This is a genomic window from Actinophytocola sp. (assembly GCF_049647105.1).
In the GTDB taxonomy this organism is placed as follows: Bacteria; Actinomycetota; Actinomycetes; order Mycobacteriales; family Pseudonocardiaceae; genus Actinophytocola.
Map to the genome: position 1 here is coordinate 1 of NZ_JBARWZ010000297.1, position 17,931 is coordinate 17,931.

18 protein-coding genes are annotated in these 17,931 nt (G+C 69.7%); 15 read left to right on the forward strand and 3 right to left on the reverse strand.

The genetic code is table 11. The features are described from left to right. Both WBA97_RS36165 and WBA97_RS36170 read left to right on the forward strand, forming a co-directional pair. Positions 1-717, forward strand: a 717-nt coding sequence (locus tag WBA97_RS36165; RefSeq protein ID WP_424235522.1) for a sensor histidine kinase, incomplete at its 5' end; no start/stop codon positions are given. 308 nt (positions 718-1,025) lie between these two features. Continuing rightward, on the forward strand, positions 1,026-1,427 hold the full coding sequence (locus WBA97_RS36170) for a (deoxy)nucleoside triphosphate pyrophosphohydrolase (protein ID WP_424235574.1): 402 nt from the start codon (positions 1,026-1,028) through the stop codon (positions 1,425-1,427). 63 nt (positions 1,428-1,490) lie between these two features. Here WBA97_RS36170 and trpS read toward each other — a convergent pair whose 3' ends face one another. Continuing rightward, entirely contained in the window at positions 1,491-2,468 is a 978-nt protein-coding gene (gene trpS, locus WBA97_RS36175; protein ID WP_424235523.1) for a tryptophan--tRNA ligase, read from the reverse strand. A 176-nt stretch (positions 2,469-2,644) separates the two neighbouring features. Between trpS and WBA97_RS36180 the strand changes: the two genes are divergently transcribed. Beyond that, complete coding sequence (locus WBA97_RS36180) at positions 2,645-2,986, forward strand: hypothetical protein (protein WP_424235524.1); 342 nt, start codon at positions 2,645-2,647, stop codon at positions 2,984-2,986. Here WBA97_RS36180 and WBA97_RS36185 read toward each other — a convergent pair. Continuing rightward, positions 2,983-3,150: a hypothetical protein gene (locus WBA97_RS36185; RefSeq protein WP_424235525.1), complete on the reverse strand. Its 168-nt coding sequence runs from the start codon at positions 3,148-3,150 to the stop codon at positions 2,983-2,985. The two genes, WBA97_RS36180 and WBA97_RS36185, sit on opposite strands and share 4 nt — an antisense overlap. A 146-nt stretch (positions 3,151-3,296) precedes the next feature. Here WBA97_RS36185 and typA point away from each other — a divergent pair, with 146 nt between their 5' ends. The 12 genes from typA to dapC all read left to right on the forward strand — a co-directional run bounded on the left by typA (position 3,297) and on the right by dapC (position 17,071). After that, positions 3,297-5,201, forward strand: a complete 1,905-nt coding sequence (gene typA / locus WBA97_RS36190; protein ID WP_424235526.1) for a translational GTPase TypA — start codon at positions 3,297-3,299, stop codon at positions 5,199-5,201. Positions 5,202-5,265: 64 nt separating this feature from the next. Continuing rightward, positions 5,266-6,921, forward strand: a complete 1,656-nt coding sequence (locus tag WBA97_RS36195) for an ABC transporter family substrate-binding protein (RefSeq protein ID WP_424235527.1) — start codon at positions 5,266-5,268, stop codon at positions 6,919-6,921. A 485-nt stretch (positions 6,922-7,406) separates the two neighbouring features. Next, positions 7,407-9,113: a peptide ABC transporter substrate-binding protein gene (locus WBA97_RS36200; RefSeq protein ID WP_424235528.1), complete on the forward strand. Its 1,707-nt coding sequence runs from the start codon at positions 7,407-7,409 to the stop codon at positions 9,111-9,113. A 118-nt stretch (positions 9,114-9,231) separates the two neighbouring features. Continuing rightward, entirely contained in the window at positions 9,232-10,164 is a 933-nt protein-coding gene (locus WBA97_RS36205) for an ABC transporter permease (protein ID WP_424235529.1), read from the forward strand. Between the two features lie 13 nt (positions 10,165-10,177). Beyond that, positions 10,178-11,134 carry an ABC transporter permease gene (locus tag WBA97_RS36210; RefSeq protein WP_424235530.1) on the forward strand — a complete coding sequence of 319 codons (957 nt, stop codon included), beginning with the start codon at positions 10,178-10,180 and terminating at the stop codon, positions 11,132-11,134. A 27-nt stretch (positions 11,135-11,161) separates the two neighbouring features. Beyond that, positions 11,162-12,205: an ABC transporter ATP-binding protein gene (locus WBA97_RS36215; protein WP_424235531.1), complete on the forward strand. Its 1,044-nt coding sequence runs from the start codon at positions 11,162-11,164 to the stop codon at positions 12,203-12,205. After that, positions 12,202-13,263, forward strand: coding sequence for an ABC transporter ATP-binding protein (locus tag WBA97_RS36220; protein ID WP_424235532.1), 1,062 nt, complete (start codon positions 12,202-12,204; stop codon positions 13,261-13,263). The genes WBA97_RS36215 and WBA97_RS36220 overlap by 4 nt, the downstream gene beginning before the upstream one ends. Before the next feature lie 126 nt (positions 13,264-13,389). Then, entirely contained in the window at positions 13,390-14,340 is a 951-nt protein-coding gene (locus WBA97_RS36225; RefSeq protein ID WP_424235533.1) for an ABC transporter permease, read from the forward strand. Next, a complete protein-coding gene (gene mshB / locus WBA97_RS36230; protein WP_424235534.1) occupies positions 14,340-15,182 on the forward strand; it encodes an N-acetyl-1-D-myo-inositol-2-amino-2-deoxy-alpha-D-glucopyranoside deacetylase in 843 nt (280 codons plus the stop codon). Before WBA97_RS36225 ends, mshB begins: the two co-directional genes overlap by 1 nt. 14 nt (positions 15,183-15,196) lie before the next feature. Beyond that, positions 15,197-15,574 (forward strand): hypothetical protein, encoded by a 378-nt coding sequence (locus tag WBA97_RS36235; RefSeq protein ID WP_424235535.1) that lies wholly within the window; start codon positions 15,197-15,199, stop codon positions 15,572-15,574. 85 nt (positions 15,575-15,659) lie between these two features. Then, entirely contained in the window at positions 15,660-15,986 is a 327-nt protein-coding gene (gene fdxA / locus WBA97_RS36240; RefSeq protein WP_424235536.1) for a ferredoxin, read from the forward strand. Then, entirely contained in the window at positions 15,983-17,071 is a 1,089-nt protein-coding gene (gene dapC / locus WBA97_RS36245; protein WP_424235537.1) for a succinyldiaminopimelate transaminase, read from the forward strand. Before fdxA ends, dapC begins: the two co-directional genes overlap by 4 nt. On the opposite strand, the gene WBA97_RS36250 is transcribed toward dapC, so the two are convergent. Further along, positions 17,019-17,888 carry a CHAD domain-containing protein gene (locus WBA97_RS36250; protein ID WP_424235538.1) on the reverse strand — a complete coding sequence of 290 codons (870 nt, stop codon included), beginning with the start codon at positions 17,886-17,888 and terminating at the stop codon, positions 17,019-17,021. The genes dapC and WBA97_RS36250 overlap by 53 nt on opposite strands. Between the last annotated feature and the right edge of the window lie 43 nt (positions 17,889-17,931).

Below are 17,931 nucleotides of genomic sequence, written 5' to 3' on the forward strand. Positions count from 1 at the left end.
GAGCTGCGGTCACTGGCCGCGGCGCTGAACGCCCTGCTGGCACGGCGTGACGAGGCGTCTGCCCGGCTGCGCAGGTTCACCGGCGACGCCGCGCACGAGCTGCGCTCGCCGGTGGCGTCGATCCGGGTGCAGGCCGAGGTGGCGGTGGCGAACCCGGACCCGGAGCTGTCGCAGGAGGTGCTCGCGGACGTGGTGGTCGAGTCGGAACGGCTGTCGGCCCTGGTCGACGGCCTGCTCGCGCTCGCGAGGTCCGACGCGGGCGAGTGGCCGGCCGCGCTGCCGGTGGACGTGGTGGCGGCCGCACGCGAGGCGATCGACCGGCTCCCCGACGGCGGCCCGGTCGTCGGGACGCACCTCGCGCCGGGGGCGTGCTGGGTGGAGGCCGCGCCTGCCGAGGTCGACCTGGTGCTCGACAACCTGCTGCGCAACGCCGCCCGGCACGCGCGGGCCAGGATCACCGTGACCGTGCTGTCGCGGGCGAACTCGGTATGGCTGGTCGTGGACGACGACGGGCGCGGCATCGCGCCGGAGCACCGGGAGAAGGTGTTCGACCGGTTCTACCGGGTGCAGGACGACCGGTCCCGCGACTCCGGCGGCGCCGGACTCGGGCTGGCGCTGGTCACGGAGGTCGTGCGGCGGCGCGGCGGCGCGGTGAAGGTGACCGAGTCGCCGGAGGGCGGCGCGCGGTTCCAGGTGCGGTGGCGGGCACTGACGTGATCCTGCGTACGACGACCATGGTCGACGCGTCCCAGCGGGTCACCTCCGCCGCGCTACCCGACCACGTCGACGAGTTCCCCCTGCTCGGCGGCCGGTTCCGGGTCGTGTCGACCACCGTGGACGGCTGGTCGGCGGTGGCGGTGCGCGGCTACCGCTCCTTCCGGCTGGACGTGGCGCTGACGCGGACCCCGGCCGGGACGCTGGTGACCTGCACCGCGGCCCTCCGCGCGGCACGCACGCACCGGCCGGGGGTGCCGGCCGTGCTGAGGGCACTGGCCGACGGGATCCGGACACGGGCGGAGGCACTGGTGGACGCGCGGGTGGTCGTCGGAACGGCCATCGTGCGCGGACGGCGCCTGCTGGCGCAGCAACGCGCCTACCCGGCGGACGCGGCCGGACTGTGGGAGCTGCCCGGCGGCCGGGTCGAGCCCGGCGAGTCCGACGTGGCCGCCGTGGCACGGGAGTGCGCCGAGGAGCTGGGCGTACGGGTCGCGGTCGGCGACCCGGTGGGCCCGGACGTGGCGCTGCCGAAGGGCAAGCTGCTGCGGATCTACCGCGCCACCCTGATCGACCAGGACGCCGAGCCACACCCCCACGACCACGCCGACCTGCGGTGGCTCACGGCGGGCCTGCTTGGCTCGGTGCCCTGGCTGCCCGCCGACCTGGTGCTGGTCCCCGCCCTGCGCCAACTGCTGCGCGACCCAGCCTGACCGATGCCCCGAAGGACGCGGGGTCACTGAACGCCACCGCGACTTTCGGGGCATCCCGCCTGTTCAGCCCACGCCGGCCAGTCGCAGGACGGTGCTCAGCCGGTGGGCGCCGCGTTCCGCCGCCCGTGCGCCGCCCACCGCGCGGATCCGGTCCAGCTCGGCCGGGTCGGACAGCAGCTCGCGGGTGCGTTCGCGCAGCGGCCGCAGTTCCTCGATCACCGCGTCGGCGACCGCGTCCTTCACCTCGCCGTAGGTGGAGTACCCGGCCACCACCTCCCGTGGTGACTTGCCCTGGCAGGCGGCCAGGATCTCCAGCAGGTTCGCGAGGCCCGGCTGCTCGTCCGGCCGGTACTCCAGCCGGCCGAGGCCGTCGGTCACCGCACGTTTCACCTTGCGGCGCAACAGGTCCGGCTCGTCCAGCACGAACAGCACCCCCGGGGAGTCACCAGAGGACTTGTTCATCTTGCGTGCCGGGTCGGCCAGGTCCCTGATCCGCGCGCCCGCCGGCGGCGTGACCGCCTTCGGCACCACGAACGCGTCCCCGTACGTGCTGTTGAACCGGCGGGCCAGCACCCGCGCCAGCTCGACGTGCTGGGCCTGGTCCTCGCCGACCGGCACCTCGTCGGCGCCCTGCAGGAGGATGTCGGCCGCCATCAGCACCGGGTAGGTGAACAGGCCGACCCGGACCGGGGTGCCCTCGTGGGTGCGGTCGGCGCTCTTCTCCTTGAACTGCGTCATCCGCGCCGCCTCCCCGAACGCGCACGAGCACTCCAGCACCCAGGTCAGCGGGCCGAGCTGGTGGAGCAGGTCGGACTGCACGAACACGGTGTCCGGCTCGATCCCGGCCGCGATGAGGATGGCGAGCAGCTCACGGGTTCTGCCCCGCAGCTTCTGCGGGTGGTACGGCGTGGTCATGCCGTGCAGGTCGCTGACGAAGTACAGGTCGTCCGGGCCACCCTCGCGTGCCCAGCGGCGGACGGCGCCCAGGTAGTTGCCGACGTGGCCGGGCCCGGACGGGGTGATCGCGGAAAGGCGGGTCATCTCTCGACGCTCCTCGAGATCGGGGCCGCCCGCCGGACCCCTGGAACGCAGAAGGCCGCCCGGTCGGGCGGCCTGTGGTCAACGCAACAGGAACTCGGCCGCCGTCAGGCGGCCCACCACAAAGTTGTGACGTTGCGCATGCAGGCGAGTGTACCGACCAGATACGTTCTGTGGCCATGGCCATCGTGATCCGCGCTCTGCAGGGCTTGCTTCTGTTCTTCGCGTTCGGCGCGGCGGTGACAGCCTTCGTGGTTGGCGTCATCGTCGTGGACGGCACGGACTCCTGCCCGTCGCTCCAAGAAAACAATTCGAGCAGGTCGTGCGCCAACTATCAGGCGAAGGCCACGGGTGCGTTCGGAGTCGGCTCGGCGGGGGTCGCCGCAGCGACCGTGGCAGTGGCACTGAACGGGATGATCAGGCCGAAACCGCAGGTCCAGCCCTCGTTCGCGGGCCCGCCGCGGCCGCAGCACCCGACCGGCCCGCTTCCCCAGCAGCCGCCTTTCGGGCCGCCGCGCTAGGCCGCGCGCTTCAGCTCCCGCCTCACGAGCTTGACCTTGGCCTTCTTGAGTGCGAGCACCGGGCACTTCCCGCAGCGGGACTTCGACCGGCAGCACTTCTTCTTGACCTTGCCCGCCTTGGTCCACTTCCGCACGTAGTCCGCCGCGGTCCTGTGCTTGCCCAAACCGACTCCAAACCGAGTGGAACTCGACTAAGGTTAAGCTAACCTTTCATCGGCTCGCCAGTCCGGCCAGCTATCCTCGATTACGCCGCGACTGAATCTCTCGCGCGCAGCCAACGACGCCAGACCCACGAAACAGGAGCACGCGCGTGCCCGCCACCGACACGATCACGCCCGCGATCGCCAGGACCGACCTCCGTAACGTCGCGATCGTCGCGCACGTCGACCACGGCAAGACCACGCTGGTCGACGCGATGCTCCGCCAGACCGGCGCCTTCGCCGCCCGGGCCGAGCCGATAGATCGGGTCATGGACTCCGGCGACCTGGAACGCGAGAAGGGCATCACGATCCTCGCGAAGAACACCGCCGTGCACCGCGAGACGCCCGAAGGGCCGGTCACCATCAACGTGATCGACACCCCGGGCCACGCGGACTTCGGCGGCGAGGTCGAGCGAGGACTGTCGATGGTCGACGGTGTGGTGCTGCTGGTCGACGCGAGCGAGGGCCCGCTGCCCCAGACCCGCTTCGTGCTGCGCAAGACGCTCGCCGCCGGCCTGCCCGTCGTGCTCGTGGTGAACAAGGTGGACCGGCCGGACGCGCGGATCGCCGAGGTCGTCTCCGAGACCCACGACCTGCTGCTCGACCTCGCCACCGAGCTGGACGAGATCGACGCGACCATCCTCGACCTGCCGGTCATCTACGCCTCCGCCCGCGCGGGCCGCGCGAGCCTGACCGCGCCCGCCGACGGCGAACTGCCCGACAGCGAGAACCTCGACCCGCTGTTCGACGTGCTGCTCGAGCACGTGCCGCCGCCCGCGGGCGACCCGAAGGCCTCGCTGCGTGCGCTGGTCACCAACCTCGACGCGTCCAGCTTCCTCGGCCGCATCGCGCTGTGCCGCGTCCACGCTGGCACCATCCGCAAGGGCCAGCAGGTCGCGTGGTGCCGCGCCGACGGCAGCATCACGAACGTCAAGATCACCGAGCTGCTGATCACGCGGAACCTCGAGCGGGTCCCCGCCACCAGCGCGGAGGCCGGTGACATCGTCGCGATCGCGGGCATCCCGGAGATCACCATCGGCGACACCCTCGCCGACCCGGCCAACCCGGAGCCGCTCGAGCGCATCCACGTCGACGAGCCGGCCATCTCGGTCACCATCGGCGTCAACACCTCACCGCTCGCGGGCCGGGGTGGCGGCACGAAGCTCACCGCGCGGATGCTGAAGAACCGGCTGGACAGCGAGCTGGTCGGCAACGTGTCCGTGCGGGTGCTGCCGACCGAGCGGCCCGACGCCTGGGAGGTCCAGGGCCGTGGCGAGCTGGCGCTCGCGATCCTCGTGGAGACCATGCGCCGCGAGGGCTTCGAGCTGACCGTCGGCCGTCCCGAGGTCGTCACCAGGACCATCGACGGCAAGCTGTGCGAGCCGTTCGAGCGGCTCACCGTGGACGCGCCTGAGGAGCACCTCGGCGCCATCACCCAGCTGCTCGCCGCCCGCAAGGGCCGCCTCGAGCACATGGGCGGGCACGGCACCGGCCGCGTCAAGGTCGAGTACGTCGTCCCGTCGCGCGGCCTGATCGGCTTCCGCACCGACTTCCTCACCGAGACCCGGGGCACCGGCATCGCGAACGCCATCTTCGAGGGCTACTTCCCGTGGGCGGGTCAGATCCGCGGCCGCCACTCCGGCTCGCTGGTCGCCGACCGGACGGGCTCGGTCACCAGCTACGCGATGATCCAGCTCGGGGACCGCGGCTCGTTCTTCGTCGAGCCCGGCGCGGACGTGTACCAGGGCATGGTCGTTGGCGAGAACCCGCGCGCCGAGGACCTGGACGTCAACGTGACCAGGGAGAAGAAGCTCACGAACATGCGGTCGTCGACCGGCGACGAGCTGGAGCGGCTCGCCCGCCCGCGCAGGCTCGTGCTGGAGGAGGCACTGGAGTTCTGCGCGACCGACGAGTGCGTCGAGGTCGCGCCGGACGTGGTGCGTATCCGCAAGGTCATTCTCGACAGCACCCAGCGCGGCCGGGCACGGGCACGCGAGAAGTCCCGGGACGCCTGACCAGGAACCCGGTAGCCCCAGAGCGCGTCGTTTTCGTAGTCTGGCAGGGTTTCGGGGTGGGGAGGTGAGGTTGTTGCGGAAGACGCTGGTCGCGTTCGTCGCGTTGGTCACGCTCGCAGGCTGCACCCCAGCCCCCCGTCTGAAGTCCACGCCGCTCTCCTCACCTGCGAACGCTCCGGTCGACACGGGTGAGGCCGTGGTCGGGGTGGACACGATCGCGGGTGGCTACAACCCGCACAACTGGGCCGACCAGTCGGCCATCACGACCGCGCTGTCGACGCTGCTGCTGCCGTCGGTGTTCCGTCCTGGCCCGGACGGAACACCGAGGCTGGACCGCACGCTGATGTCCTCGGCCGAGGTCACGCGCTCGGAGCCGTACACGGTCACCTACCAGGTCCGCGCCGACGCGTCCTGGTCCGACGCCGCGCCGGTCGCCGCCGAGGACTTCGTGTACCTGCGTGAGCAGATGACGAGCCAGCCCGGCGTGGTGGACTCGGCGGGTTACCGGCTGATCTCCGACATCAACGCCCGCGACGGCGGGAAGGTCGTCGAGGTCGTGTTCGGCAAGGCGTACCCGGGCTGGCGGTCGCTGTTCTCCAACCTGCTGCCCGCGCACATCCTCAAGGACGCGCCCGGCGGCTGGGCAGGCGCGCTGCAGGCCAACTTCCCGGCGACCGCGGGCCCGTTCACGGTCAAGACGCTCGACAACGACCGTGGCGAGGTCGTGCTGGAGCGCAACGACCGGTACTGGGCGGAGCCCGCGCGGCTGGACCGGATCGTCCTGCGCCGCACCGAGCAGCCCACCCTGATCAACGCGCTCGAACAGGGCCACGACCAGATGGCGCTGGTGCGCGCCGACTCCGTTGGCGCCAAGACCATCGGCGACCTCGCGCCTGCGGTGACCACGTCCACGGTCCCCCGGCCCGCCGTGACGACCGTGTACCTGCGACCGTCGCAGGAGCTCACGGACCTGCCCGTGCGCCAGGCGCTGGTCGCGATGCTCGACCGCACGCAGCTGATCACCGTCGGCACCGGCAACGGGCCGGCCGCGCAGCTGCGAGCCGACGCGCAGGTGCTCGCGCCGACCGCGCCCGGCTACCGGCCGACCAAGCCTGGCGACCTCGTCTTCAACCCCGCCGCCGCCCAGACGCTGCTGACCGGGGCCGGATACACCAGGACCAGCGCGGGCTGGGCCCGCGACGGCAGGCCGCTCGAGCTGGTCATCGGCGCCGCCGAGGAACGGCCCGCCGACGTGCGGATCGCGAAGGACGTGCAGCGCCAGCTCGCGGCGGGCGGCGTGGTCGCCGAGGTCACGGAGCTGCCCGGCCGCCAGCTCCTCCAGCGTCTGTACTCGACGGAAGGCACCGACGTCATCGACATCGCGGTCACCTCGCGGCCTACCGGCGGCGACCCGGCCACCATGCTCGCCACCGGCTTCGGCTGCGACACCGACGCCACCCCGCCGGTGCCCGCCAACCCGGCGGGTTACTGCGACCCGGCGATCCAGCCGACCATCGACGCGGCACTCACCGGATCACTCTCCGTAACCGAGGCGTTGACCTCCGTGGAGCCGACGGTGTGGCGCGCGGCGGTCGCGATCCCGCTCTACCAGGAGGCCGACGTGCTCGCCGTTCGTGGCGAACTGGTGGGTGTCTCGGCGGGCGCCGGGTTCGCGGGCCCGTTTGCCGGCGCGGCATTCTGGACGCGTTCCCCGAGCTAAATGAAAGCGGCACGGTTACGGCGCTGTCACATTTGCCGCACGCACCATTCCCGGATAACCACTTTCACGTTCCCGTTACGCAGCCGTCCGGACGTTCCCAGGTGGACGCGGATGGATAACCGAGCTTTTGGGCCGCAACCCCCCGATGGTTGGTTGCCAGTCACGGTTTTCAGCGGGCGGTAGTCACGGCATCGCTTCCCGCCACCACCGTGTCACCCTTTGGTCACGATCAAGCCTAATCCCGTGACGGGACTAGGCGGAGTTCCTACCGTCCTGCAACGGTGCGTCGGCGACAGGGCTCTGACGCGTCACAAGATCGACATGACACGTGGTCCGCACCAACAGGGAGACGACCTCGTGGTGGCACGGTGCTTCCCCGACTGGCCCCCACCGCGCGGTACCCACCGGCTCCGTGCACGATGTGTCACGACAACACCGGGCGCACGCTCGTCGAGTGCGTGCTCGCTCATGGAGGAACTATCTTGATGAGGAAACAAGCGTGGCTCCGGGCCGCGGCTGGCCTCACGGCTGCCGCGCTCGTGCTCACGGCGTGCTCTCAGAAATCGAACGAGGGCACCGGCGACAACAATGGCGAAGACGCCGCCCCGTCCGCGGGCTGGCCCGAGACGCCGGACGTCGAGATCAAGGAAGGCAAGCCGGGTGGCACGTTCCACTTCGGCATCACCGAGCCGACCGCCATCGACCCATACAACGCCCAGGAGTCCGAGGGTCTCCTGGTCACCAAGTACCTCTACACCGGCCTGATCCAGGTCGACCCGGACGGCGCTGCCGAGCCCGGCGTCGCCGACAAGTGGTCGCCCAACGACGACTGCAGCGAGTGGAACTTCGACCTGAAGACGGGCACGAAGTTCCACAACGGTGAGGAGGTGACGTCCGAGTCGTTCAAGCGCGGCTGGGAGCGTGTCTCCGCCAAGGCGTCGGCCTCCGAGGTGGCCTACCACCTGGCCGGCATCGAGGGCTTCGACGAGATGCAGGCCGGTACCGCGAACGCGCTGTCCGGCGTGGACGCCTCCGACCCGGCCAAGCTCAAGGTCACGCTGACCGAGCCGAACTGTGAGTGGTTCCTCCGCACGTTCCACCCGGTCTTCAGCCCGGTCCCGTCCACCGCGGGCGCTCCGGCGACCAACACCGCGTACGTCGAGGCCCCGATCGGCAACGGCCCGTTCATGATGGACGGCGCGTGGCAGCACGACGTGGGCATCAAGCTCAAGCGCTTCGATGACTACTCGATCGGCCACAAGGCGTACCTCGACACCGTCGAGATCACGATCACGCCGAACGGCAACCAGGACGAGTACGCGGGCTACCAGAACGGCACCTTCGACTGGGCTCGCATGCCGACCCCGGTCCTGGAGCAGGCGCGCGCGACCTACGAGCCGCAGAACCAGTGGATCACCCGCAACACCAACGGTATGAACTACCTGCTGGTGATGGTGACGGAGAAGCCGCTCGACTCGGCGAAGGCCCGCAAGGCCCTCTCCATGGCGATCGACCGCGACGCGATCATCAACGGTGTGTTCAAGGGCTCGCAGACCCCGGCCGACTCGTTCGTGCCGCCGGTCTTCCCCGAGGCCTACCAGAAGGGCATCTGCGGGGCCTGCAAGTACGACCTTGACGAGGCCAAGAAGCTCGCCAAGGAAGCGGGTCTCACCGAGGGCACCGAGCTGAACTTCCAGTTCAACGTCGACGCGGGTCACGAGGAGTGGACCGCGGCGGTCAAGGACCAGCTCGAGACCAACCTGGGCCTGAAGGTCAACCTGTCCGGTGTCCAGTTCCCCGACCTGCTGAACAACGAGCAGCAGCCGGGCGCCAGCGGCATCTACCGTGCCGCGTGGGGTGCTGACTACCCGACGCCGGAGAACTTCCTCGCGCCGCTGCTGTCGACCGACGCCATTGGCGCCCCGGCCGGCCAGCCGACCGTCGGTGACAACCGCGGCCGGTACAGCAACGAGGAGTTCGACCAGCTCCTGGCCGACGGCCGTGCCACCAAGGACGAGGCCGAGCGGACGAAGAAGTACCAGGAAGCCGAGAAGATCGCTATCGGTGACGACCAGGCGCTCATCCCGCTGTGGAACCGCACCCAGCACCGTCTGGCGAACACGTCGAAGTTCATCAACCTTCGTATGGACTTCAGCGAGAACCCGGACATCTACGAGATCAGCATCAAGTAACTGAATAACCTGGGTGGCCGTGGTCCGGTGTAGCCGGGCCACGGCCACTATCGGGTTGGAACCTCGATTCCAACCGGGACGAAGTTTCGAAGTTACGCTCAGAAAGCGGCGCTTACCAATGGGGAAGTTCGTAATACGCAGGCTCGCCCAGGCCCTCATGGTCGTGATCGCGGCGACGATCCTGCTGTTCATCGGCCTTTTCGTGCTCGGGGATCCCTTCGCCTCCAACGGAGACAAGGTGGTGCCGCCCGAGACACAGGCAATCCTGCGTGAGAAGTTCGGCATGGACAAGTCTCTGCCGATGCAGTACCTGACCTACCTGGGGAACCTGTTCACCGGGGACCTGGGCATCGACCTGAACCAGAGACGCCCGGTGGCCGACATGATCGGCGCGGCCCTGCCGAACACCGCGCGGCTGGCGATGATCGCGATCGTCATCGACGTCATCATCGGTGTGGTCGCCGGCATCATCGCCGCCGTATGGCGCTACTCGTTCTGGGACGTCCTGGTCACCATCGTGACCACGCTGGCCATCGGCGTGCCGACCTTCGTGATCGGCGTCTGGCTGCGGCAGACCGTCTCCGGTGTCTGGATATTCCCCCAGGTACCGAGAACGTTCACCGAAGTGGTGCCGTGGTACACGGAAGTGCTGCTCCCCGCGCTGACACTCGCGATCGTCGACGCGGCGTTCATCGCGCGGCTCATGCGTGGCTCCATGCTGGAGGTGCTCCGGATGGACTACATCCGCACCGCCCGCGCCAAGGGCCTCGGCGAGCGCACCGTGATCATGAAGCACGCCTTCCGGAACTCGATCATCCCCGTCGTGACCTATGTGGGCATCGGGATCGGTGTCCTGCTCGGCGGCGCGATCATCACCGAGACGTTGTTCCAGTACAACGGTGTCGGCTTCCTGTTGTACAGATCGATCCTGCAGAACAACAACCCGGTGATCATGGCGATCGTCACGTTCGCGGTCCTGATCTACGTGTTGCTCAGCATGATCGTCGACATCTTGTACGCGTACTTGGATCCACGGATCAGGTTGAGCTGAGGAACTGACTGACATGACCACCACACCTGACCCGGCCACGGCAGCACAGGCGGTGTTCGTCGAGTCGGCGGACCACCCCGGTCCCGACGACATGCCAGAGCCGGACGCACAGACCAAGAAGAAGTCCCACGGCCAGTTCGCCGACATGTGGCGGCGGTTCCGGCGCAACAAGCTCGCGCTTACCGGGCTCGTCGTCGTCGTGATCCTGATCGTCCTGGCGCTGCTCCAGCCGCTCATCTCGCCGTACGACCCGTACGACCAGAACCTGATGAACACGCTGGCCTCGCCAGGCGGTGACCACCTCATGGGCACCGACGCACTCGGCCGCGACCTGTTCTCCGGCCTGCTGTACGGCCTGCGGCTCGCGCTGCTCGTCGGCCTGCTGACGATGCTCGGCTCGATGATCCTCGGCGTCGCGCTCGGCGCGCTCGCCGGCTACCGCGGCCGGTTCGCCGACGGCATCATCATGCGGACCACCGACATCTTCCTGGCGTTCCCGTTCCTGATCGGCGCGATCCTCGTGGTCCGCACGTTCGGCACGGGCGTCTTCCAGGTGATCGTCGCGCTGGTGATCCTCGGCTGGCCGACCGCTGCCCGGCTGATGCGCGGCCAGATCCTCGCGCTGCGGGAATCGGAGTACGTCGAGGCGGCGCGCTCGATCGGCGCGTCCGACTGGCGGATCGTGGTCCGGCACATCATGCCGAACGCGATCCAGCCGGTCTTCATCTACTCGTTCACCAGCATCGGTGTCGCGGTCGTCGCGATGGCATCGCTGGCGTACCTCGGGGTCGGCGTGCCGCCGGACACCCCCGAGTGGGGCCGGATGATCAACATGGGTATCGAGCAGGTTCAGGTGGCCGGCAAGGACTTCCTCTGGATGTTCCCCAGCGCCGCGATCTGCCTGACCACCCTGGTGTTCGCGTTCGTGGCCGACGGCCTGCGCGACTCGCTGGACCCGAAGCTGCGATAGCCGCCACACGCAAGGAGAACCACCCAGATGACCGGCTCTGCCGACATCGACCTCGACGGGCCACCAGCCCCACTGCTCGAGGTACGTGACCTTCGGGTCCACTTCAAGACCGACTTCGGCACCGTGAAGGCCGTCGACGGCGTCTCGTGGAGCGTCAACGAGGGCGAGACGCTGGCGATCGTCGGCGAGTCCGGCTCCGGCAAGTCGGTGTCCGCGATGACGATCCTCGGCCTGGTGCCGTCGCCGCCCGCGACGTTCCCGTCCGGCGACATCTACCTGCGCGGCCGCTCGCTGCTCAAGATGCCGGAGCGCCAGCAGCGCAAGCTGCGCGGCAGCCAGATCGCGATGATCTTCCAGGACCCGCTGACCGCACTGAACCCCGTGTTCAAGGTCGGCGACCAGATCGCGGAGATGGTCCGTACCCACCAGGACGTCTCGAAGCACACGGCGAAGAAGCGTGCGCTGGACCTGCTCGGCGAGGTCGGTATCCCGAACCCCGCCGTGCGGCTCAACCAGTACCCGCACGAGTTCTCCGGTGGCATGCGCCAGCGCGCGATGATCGCGATGGCGCTCGCCAACGACCCGCACGTGCTGCTGGCCGACGAGCCGACCACCGCGCTCGACGTGACCGTGCAGGCGCAGATCATGGCGCTGCTGGAGAAGCTGCAGGAGGACCGCAACACCGCGATCGTGCTGATCACGCACGACCTCGGTGTGGTGGCCTCCTACGCGGACCGGATCAACGTCATGTACGCGGGCAAGATCGTCGAGTCCGGCACCGCGGACGAGATCTTCTACTCGCCGAGGCACGCCTACACCTACGGGCTGCTGTCCTCCCTGCCGAGGATGGACCAGTCCCGGCAGGCCAGGCTGCAGCCGATCAAGGGCATCCCGCCGTCACTGGCGAAGGTGCCGCAGGGCTGTCCCTTCCATCCACGCTGCACGTTCGCGACCGACGCCTGCACTCCGCAGGTGCCGACGCTGCAGCTGGTGGACGGCGACCAGCACTACGCGGCATGCGTGCACAGTGACCGAGTGGCGATGGCCAACGACGAGAGGGTGACGCAATGACTCAGGCGTCCTCGCAGGGAGGGCTCGGCACGGCCGCGTCGACGCGGCGGCCGATGCTCGAGGTGAGCAACCTCGTCAAGCACTTCCCCATCCGTTCCGGCGTGTTCTTCAAGCGCACGATCGGCCAGGTGAAGGCGGTCGACGGGATCGACCTGAACGTCTACCGGGGGCAGACGGTCGCACTGGTCGGTGAGTCCGGCTGCGGCAAGTCGACCACCGCGCGGGCGATCCTGCGCCTGCTGGAGCCGACGTCGGGCAGGATCGTGCTCGACGGTGTCGACGTCTCCGGGCTGAACAAGAACGACCTGCGCAGGGCGCGGCGGGACATGCAGATCGTGTTCCAGGACCCGTACGCGTCGCTGAACCCGCGCATGACGATCCGGCAGATCCTGACCGAGAAGTACCAGCTGCTCGGTCAGGAGGTGAACCGCAAGACCATCGGCACCCTGCTCGACACCGTCGGGCTCGCCGAGGAGTACGCGGACCGCTACCCGCACGAGTTCTCCGGCGGACAGCGCCAGCGCGTCGGCATCGCCCGCGCCATCGCGATGAACCCGAAGTTCATCGTGCTGGACGAGCCGGTGTCGGCGCTGGACGTGTCGATCCAGGCCCAGATCGTGAACCTGCTCGAGGACCTGCAGGACGAGCTGGAGCTGACGTACCTGTTCATCGCGCACGACCTGTCCGTGGTCCGGCACATCGCCGACCGCGTGGCGGTCATGTACCTGGGCTCCGTGGTGGAGATCGCCGACCGGGACGACCTGTTCGACCGGCCGCACCACCCGTACACCCAGGCACTGATCTCCGCGGTGCCGATCCCGGACCCGAAGCTTGAGCGGCGGCGCGAGCGCATCGTGCTGCGCGGCGACGTGCCGAACCCGGCCAACCCGCCGTCGGGCTGCCGGTTCCGCACCCGCTGCTGGAAGTTCGAGCAGCTGTCGGAGTCCGACCAGCGTCGTTGCATCGAGGAGCCCCCTCCGCTGTACGACGTGGCAGGCACCCCAGGCCACCAGGCGTCGTGCCACTTCGCGTCCCTTCGCGAGGTCGTGCGCGCCTGACCGACGTGCCGAGGGTGGGCACGCCATGGTGAAGTGCGCGGGTACGCGCATGGTCTTCGCCCTGGTCGTGCCCATCTTTGGTCGGGCCAAGGCACTCGCACAAAGATCCATCGGGGCAGGTAGTGGATGGGCAAGTTCCTGCTCCGCAGGGCCGCGCAGGCCATCCTGGTGATCCTCGTGACGACGTTCGGCGCGCTGGTGGCCGTGACGGAGTGGGGCGACCCGTTCCGGATGATCGGCCCGAGGATGCAGACGCCGGAGGCGCGGGCGATGCTGAACGAGACGTTCGGCCTCGACAAGCCGCTGTTCGTCCGCTACCTGGTCTACGTGGGCCACCTGTTCACCGGCGACCTCGGCGTGGACTACGAGCGCAGGCGGCCGGTGATCGACCTGATCGCCGCCGCGGCGCCGAACTCGCTGCGGCTCTCGCTCACCGCACTCGCCATCCAGGTCGTCCTCGGCGTGGTGCTGGGCATCGTCGCCGCCCGGCTGCGGCACACGTTCGTCGACACGGTGATCACCTTCACGTCGATCACGATCACCGTGCTCCCGCTCTTCGTGCTCGGGGTGTGGATCAGGGACACCTTCTCCGGCGGTTCGGTGTTCGGCTGGGAGGCGTTCCCCGCGATCCCCCGGTCCATCGGCGTGGAGACGACGTGGCTGCAGGAGCTGCTCCTGCCCGCGTTCACGCTGGGCGTCAGCGCGCTCGCGTTCACCGTGGTGCTGGCCCGAGGCGCGATGATCGAGGTGCTCGACGCCGACTACATCCGCACCGCGCGGGCCAAGGGGCTGACCGAGCGCAAGGTCGTGTTCAAGCACGCGGCCCGCAACGCCATGATCCCGGTCGCCGAACTGTCGGCGGTGCAGCTCGGCGCGCTGATGGGCGGCACGATCCTCGTCGAGGCCGTGTTCCAGTACAACGGCCTCGGTTACCTGTTCGTGCGCAGCATGGGCGAGAACAACCACCCCGTGATGCTCGCGGTCAGCGTGTACTCGGTCGCCTTGTTCGTGATCGTCCTGATGCTCGCCGATATCCTGACCGCCTGGCTGGACCCACGGATACGGACCTTTGACTGATGACGCTCACAGCGGCACCACGGCTTCTGCTCGTCCACGCGCACCCCGACGACGAGAGTCTGTGGACCGGCGGCACCATCGCCAGGTACGCGGCCGCCGGTATGCACGTCACCCTGGTCACGTGCACGCTCGGCGAGGAGGGCGAGATCATCCCGGAGAGCCTGCGCGGGCTGGCCACCGACGCCGCCGACCAGCTCGGCGGGTACCGCATCGGTGAGCTGCGGGCCGCGTGCGCCGCGCTCGGCGTCTCCGACCACCGCTGGCTCGGCGGGGTCGGCCGCTGGCGGGACTCCGGCATGGCCGGGGTCGACGCGAACGCCCACCCGCGTGCGTTCGCGGGCGGCGACCTCACCGAGCAGGCGGCCACGCTGGCCGAGGTGATCGCGGACGTGCGCCCGCAGGTGGTGGTCACCTACGGCCCGGACGGCGGCTACGGTCACCCCGACCACATCCGCGCCCACGACGTCACGATGGCGGCCTGCGGCCCCGAGGTGGACCGCGTGTTCTTCGCGGTCACGTCCCGCCGCGCCACCGAGGAGGGCGTCGCCGCGCTCGCGGGCCACGACGGCCTGCCGTTCCGGCTGCCCCTGCCGGACGAGCTGCCGGTCACCGACGACGAGGCGATCACCACCACGATCGACACCTCGGACGTGCTGTCGGTGAAGCTCGAGGCGCTCGCGGCGCACTCGACCCAGGTGAGCGTGTGGCAGGACGCGGACGGGGCGCAGGCGTACGCGCTGTCCAACGGCATCGCGCAGCCGCTGGTGGCGGCCGAGTTCTACCTGCTGGGCCGAGGCGACGGCGGCGGCGCGGGGACCGACCTGTTCGGCGGACTCCAGTGACGGTACGGAGCTGGTTGATCCTCGCCGTCCTGGTCGTGGCCGCCGCGGTGCTCGCGGTGCTCGAGATGCTGTTCCTGCCGCTGCGGTTCGACGGCTACCTGCTGCCGTACGCACTCGGCGGCGTGCCAGTGCCCGCGAGCGCGCTGCTGGCCGCGCTGACCACGCCGTGGCTGGTCTCGGTGGCTGGGACGCTGTCGACGAAGCTGCTGGTGGCCGCCGCGCCACTGATAACGTGGATCCTGGTCGTGGCCGTGTTCGGCATGTTCGGGCCCGGCGGTGACATGGTGCTGATCGCCGACTGGCGGTCGCTGCTGCTGTTCGCGTGCGGGGCCTTGCCGTCGGCAATCGTGCTGGGCAGGGTGCTCGCTACCACACTCACCGCACCACAGTGAACGATGTCGATCCCTGAGAGGGATACTAGCGGCGGCCGGTAACCTCGTGCCTGCTGGACCCGCTGGACGTCAAACAGGAGAAGCAGTGACCTACGTGATCGCCGAGCCGTGCATCGACCTGCTCGACAAGGCATGCATCGATGAGTGCCCGGTCGACTGCATCTACGAGGGTGACCGGATGCTCTACATCCACCCCGACGAGTGCGTGGACTGTGGCGCGTGTGAGCCGGTGTGCCCGGTGGAGGCCATCTACTACGAGGACGACGTCCCCGACCAGTGGAAGGACTACACCAAGGCCAACGTCGACTTCTTCGACGAGCTCGGTTCCCCTGGCGGTGCCGCCAAGGTGGGCAAGACGGGCAACGACCCGCAGTGGATCAAGGACATCGCGCCCGTCCAGCACGACGAGTGACGATCACCCGGCTCCCGGACTTCCCGTGGGACACGCTGGCCGACGTCGCCGCGAAGGCCCGCGCACACCCGGACGGCCTGGTGGACCTGTCCGTGGGCACCCCGATCGACCCGGTGCCCACGGTGATCCAGGAAGCGCTCACCGGCGCCGCGTGGATCCCCGGTTACCCGACCACGCACGGCACCCCTGAGCTGCGCGAAGCCGCCGCGGGCGCGCTCGAGCGCAGGCACGGGGTGCACGTCGACCCGGTCGACGTGCTGCCCACGATCGGCTCGAAGGAGCTGGTGGCGTGGTTGCCGACGATGCTGGGGGCCGGCGCGGGTGACCTGGTGGTGATCCCGTCGCTGTCGTACCCGACGTACGAGGCAGGCGCGCGCCTGGCCGGCGCGGAGGTCCTCCGCGCCGACAGCACGGTCGCGGTCGGCCCGGCGAAGCCGAAGCTGGTGTGGCTCAACTCGCCGTCGAACCCGACCGGGCAGGTGCTCCCGCCGGAGCACCTGCGCAAGGTCGTCGACTGGGCGCGGGAACGCGGCGTGGTCGTGGTGTCCGACGAGTGCTACCTGACGCTCGGCTGGGAGACCGCGCCGGTGTCGGTCCTGCACGATTCGGTCTCCGGCGGCTCGCACGAAGGGCTCCTGGCCGTCCACTCGCTGTCGAAGTCCTCCTGCCTCGCCGGCTACCGCGCCGGCTACGTGACGGGTGACCCGGCGCTGGTCGCGCGGCTGCTGGCGGTCCGCAAGCACGCGGGCATGATCGTGCCGCACCCGGTCCAGGCGGCGATCACGGCCGCGCTCGACGACGACGAGCACGTGGCCGTCCAGAAGACCCGCTACGCGGCCCGCAGGGCGGTGCTCCGGCCCGCGCTGGCGGCGGCGGGGTTCACGATCGACCACTCGGAGGCCGGCCTGTACCTGTGGTCGACGCGCGGCGAGGACGCCTGGGCCACGGCGGACTGGCTCGCGGACCGCGGCATCCTGACCGCGCCCGGCACGTTCTACGGCCCGACCGGCGACCGGCACGTCCGCGTCGCGCTCACGGCGACGGACGAACGCGTGGCGGCCGCTGCGGAGCGCCTGCTCGCGTAGGGGCCTCGGGTTGTGCCCGCAATGCCATTGCCCGGCTGTCGACCGCCAGCCACGCGTCGTGCCACGTCGCACGCATGGCCTGCTGTTTCCCGCGTTCCCGCTCCACCAGCCGCCCGGCCACGAACGCCTCGTCCAGACCGGCGGGGGTCAGCGCCCGCACCCGTTTCTCGGCGACACAGGCATCGTGGAACTCGCCGAGCAGGTCCTGGAACCGCTTCATGGCCTTCACCAGCGCGCGGGCCTGCCTGCCCGTCGCCATCTCGGCAACGTAGCGCAGCTTCTTGCCGAGGATCCGCAGGTCGTGCAGCTGCTCGTCGGTCGGGTCCTGCCCGATGGCCGCCACCTCGGCACGCAGCCGCTCGTGCGGCTTCTCGATCTCGGCGACCATGTCCGGCTCGGCCGCCTCGCCACCGGAGGGTGTCGCGGCCGCCAGCGCGTCGAGGAGCTTCGCGTACCGCTTGCCGCGCAGGGCCTTGGTCGCGCGCCGCAACGCCTGCGCCCGCTCGACGGTGAGCGGGAGCAGCAGCCGCTCGAACGCGGCCAGCTCGGTGGCGGAGAACCCGGAGGTGTCGCCGTGGAACCGCTCGAGGAGCACGTCCAGGTCACGCAACGGGCCTAGCCGGGAGAAGAACCAGCGCAGCTCACCCCGCAGCTCGTCGAACCCGCCCGCGGTCTTCAGCGCCGCACGCGCACGGCGCACGGCGACGCGCAGCTGGTGCACTCCCTCGGGATCCGTGTCGGCCATGGCGACCTCGCCCTGCACGCGCAGCTCGTTCAGCTGCTCGTCAAGCCGGGCACGCAGCGGATCAACGGGCATGTTCCAACATTAGGGCGTGCCGGACGAATAGCCACTCACAGAC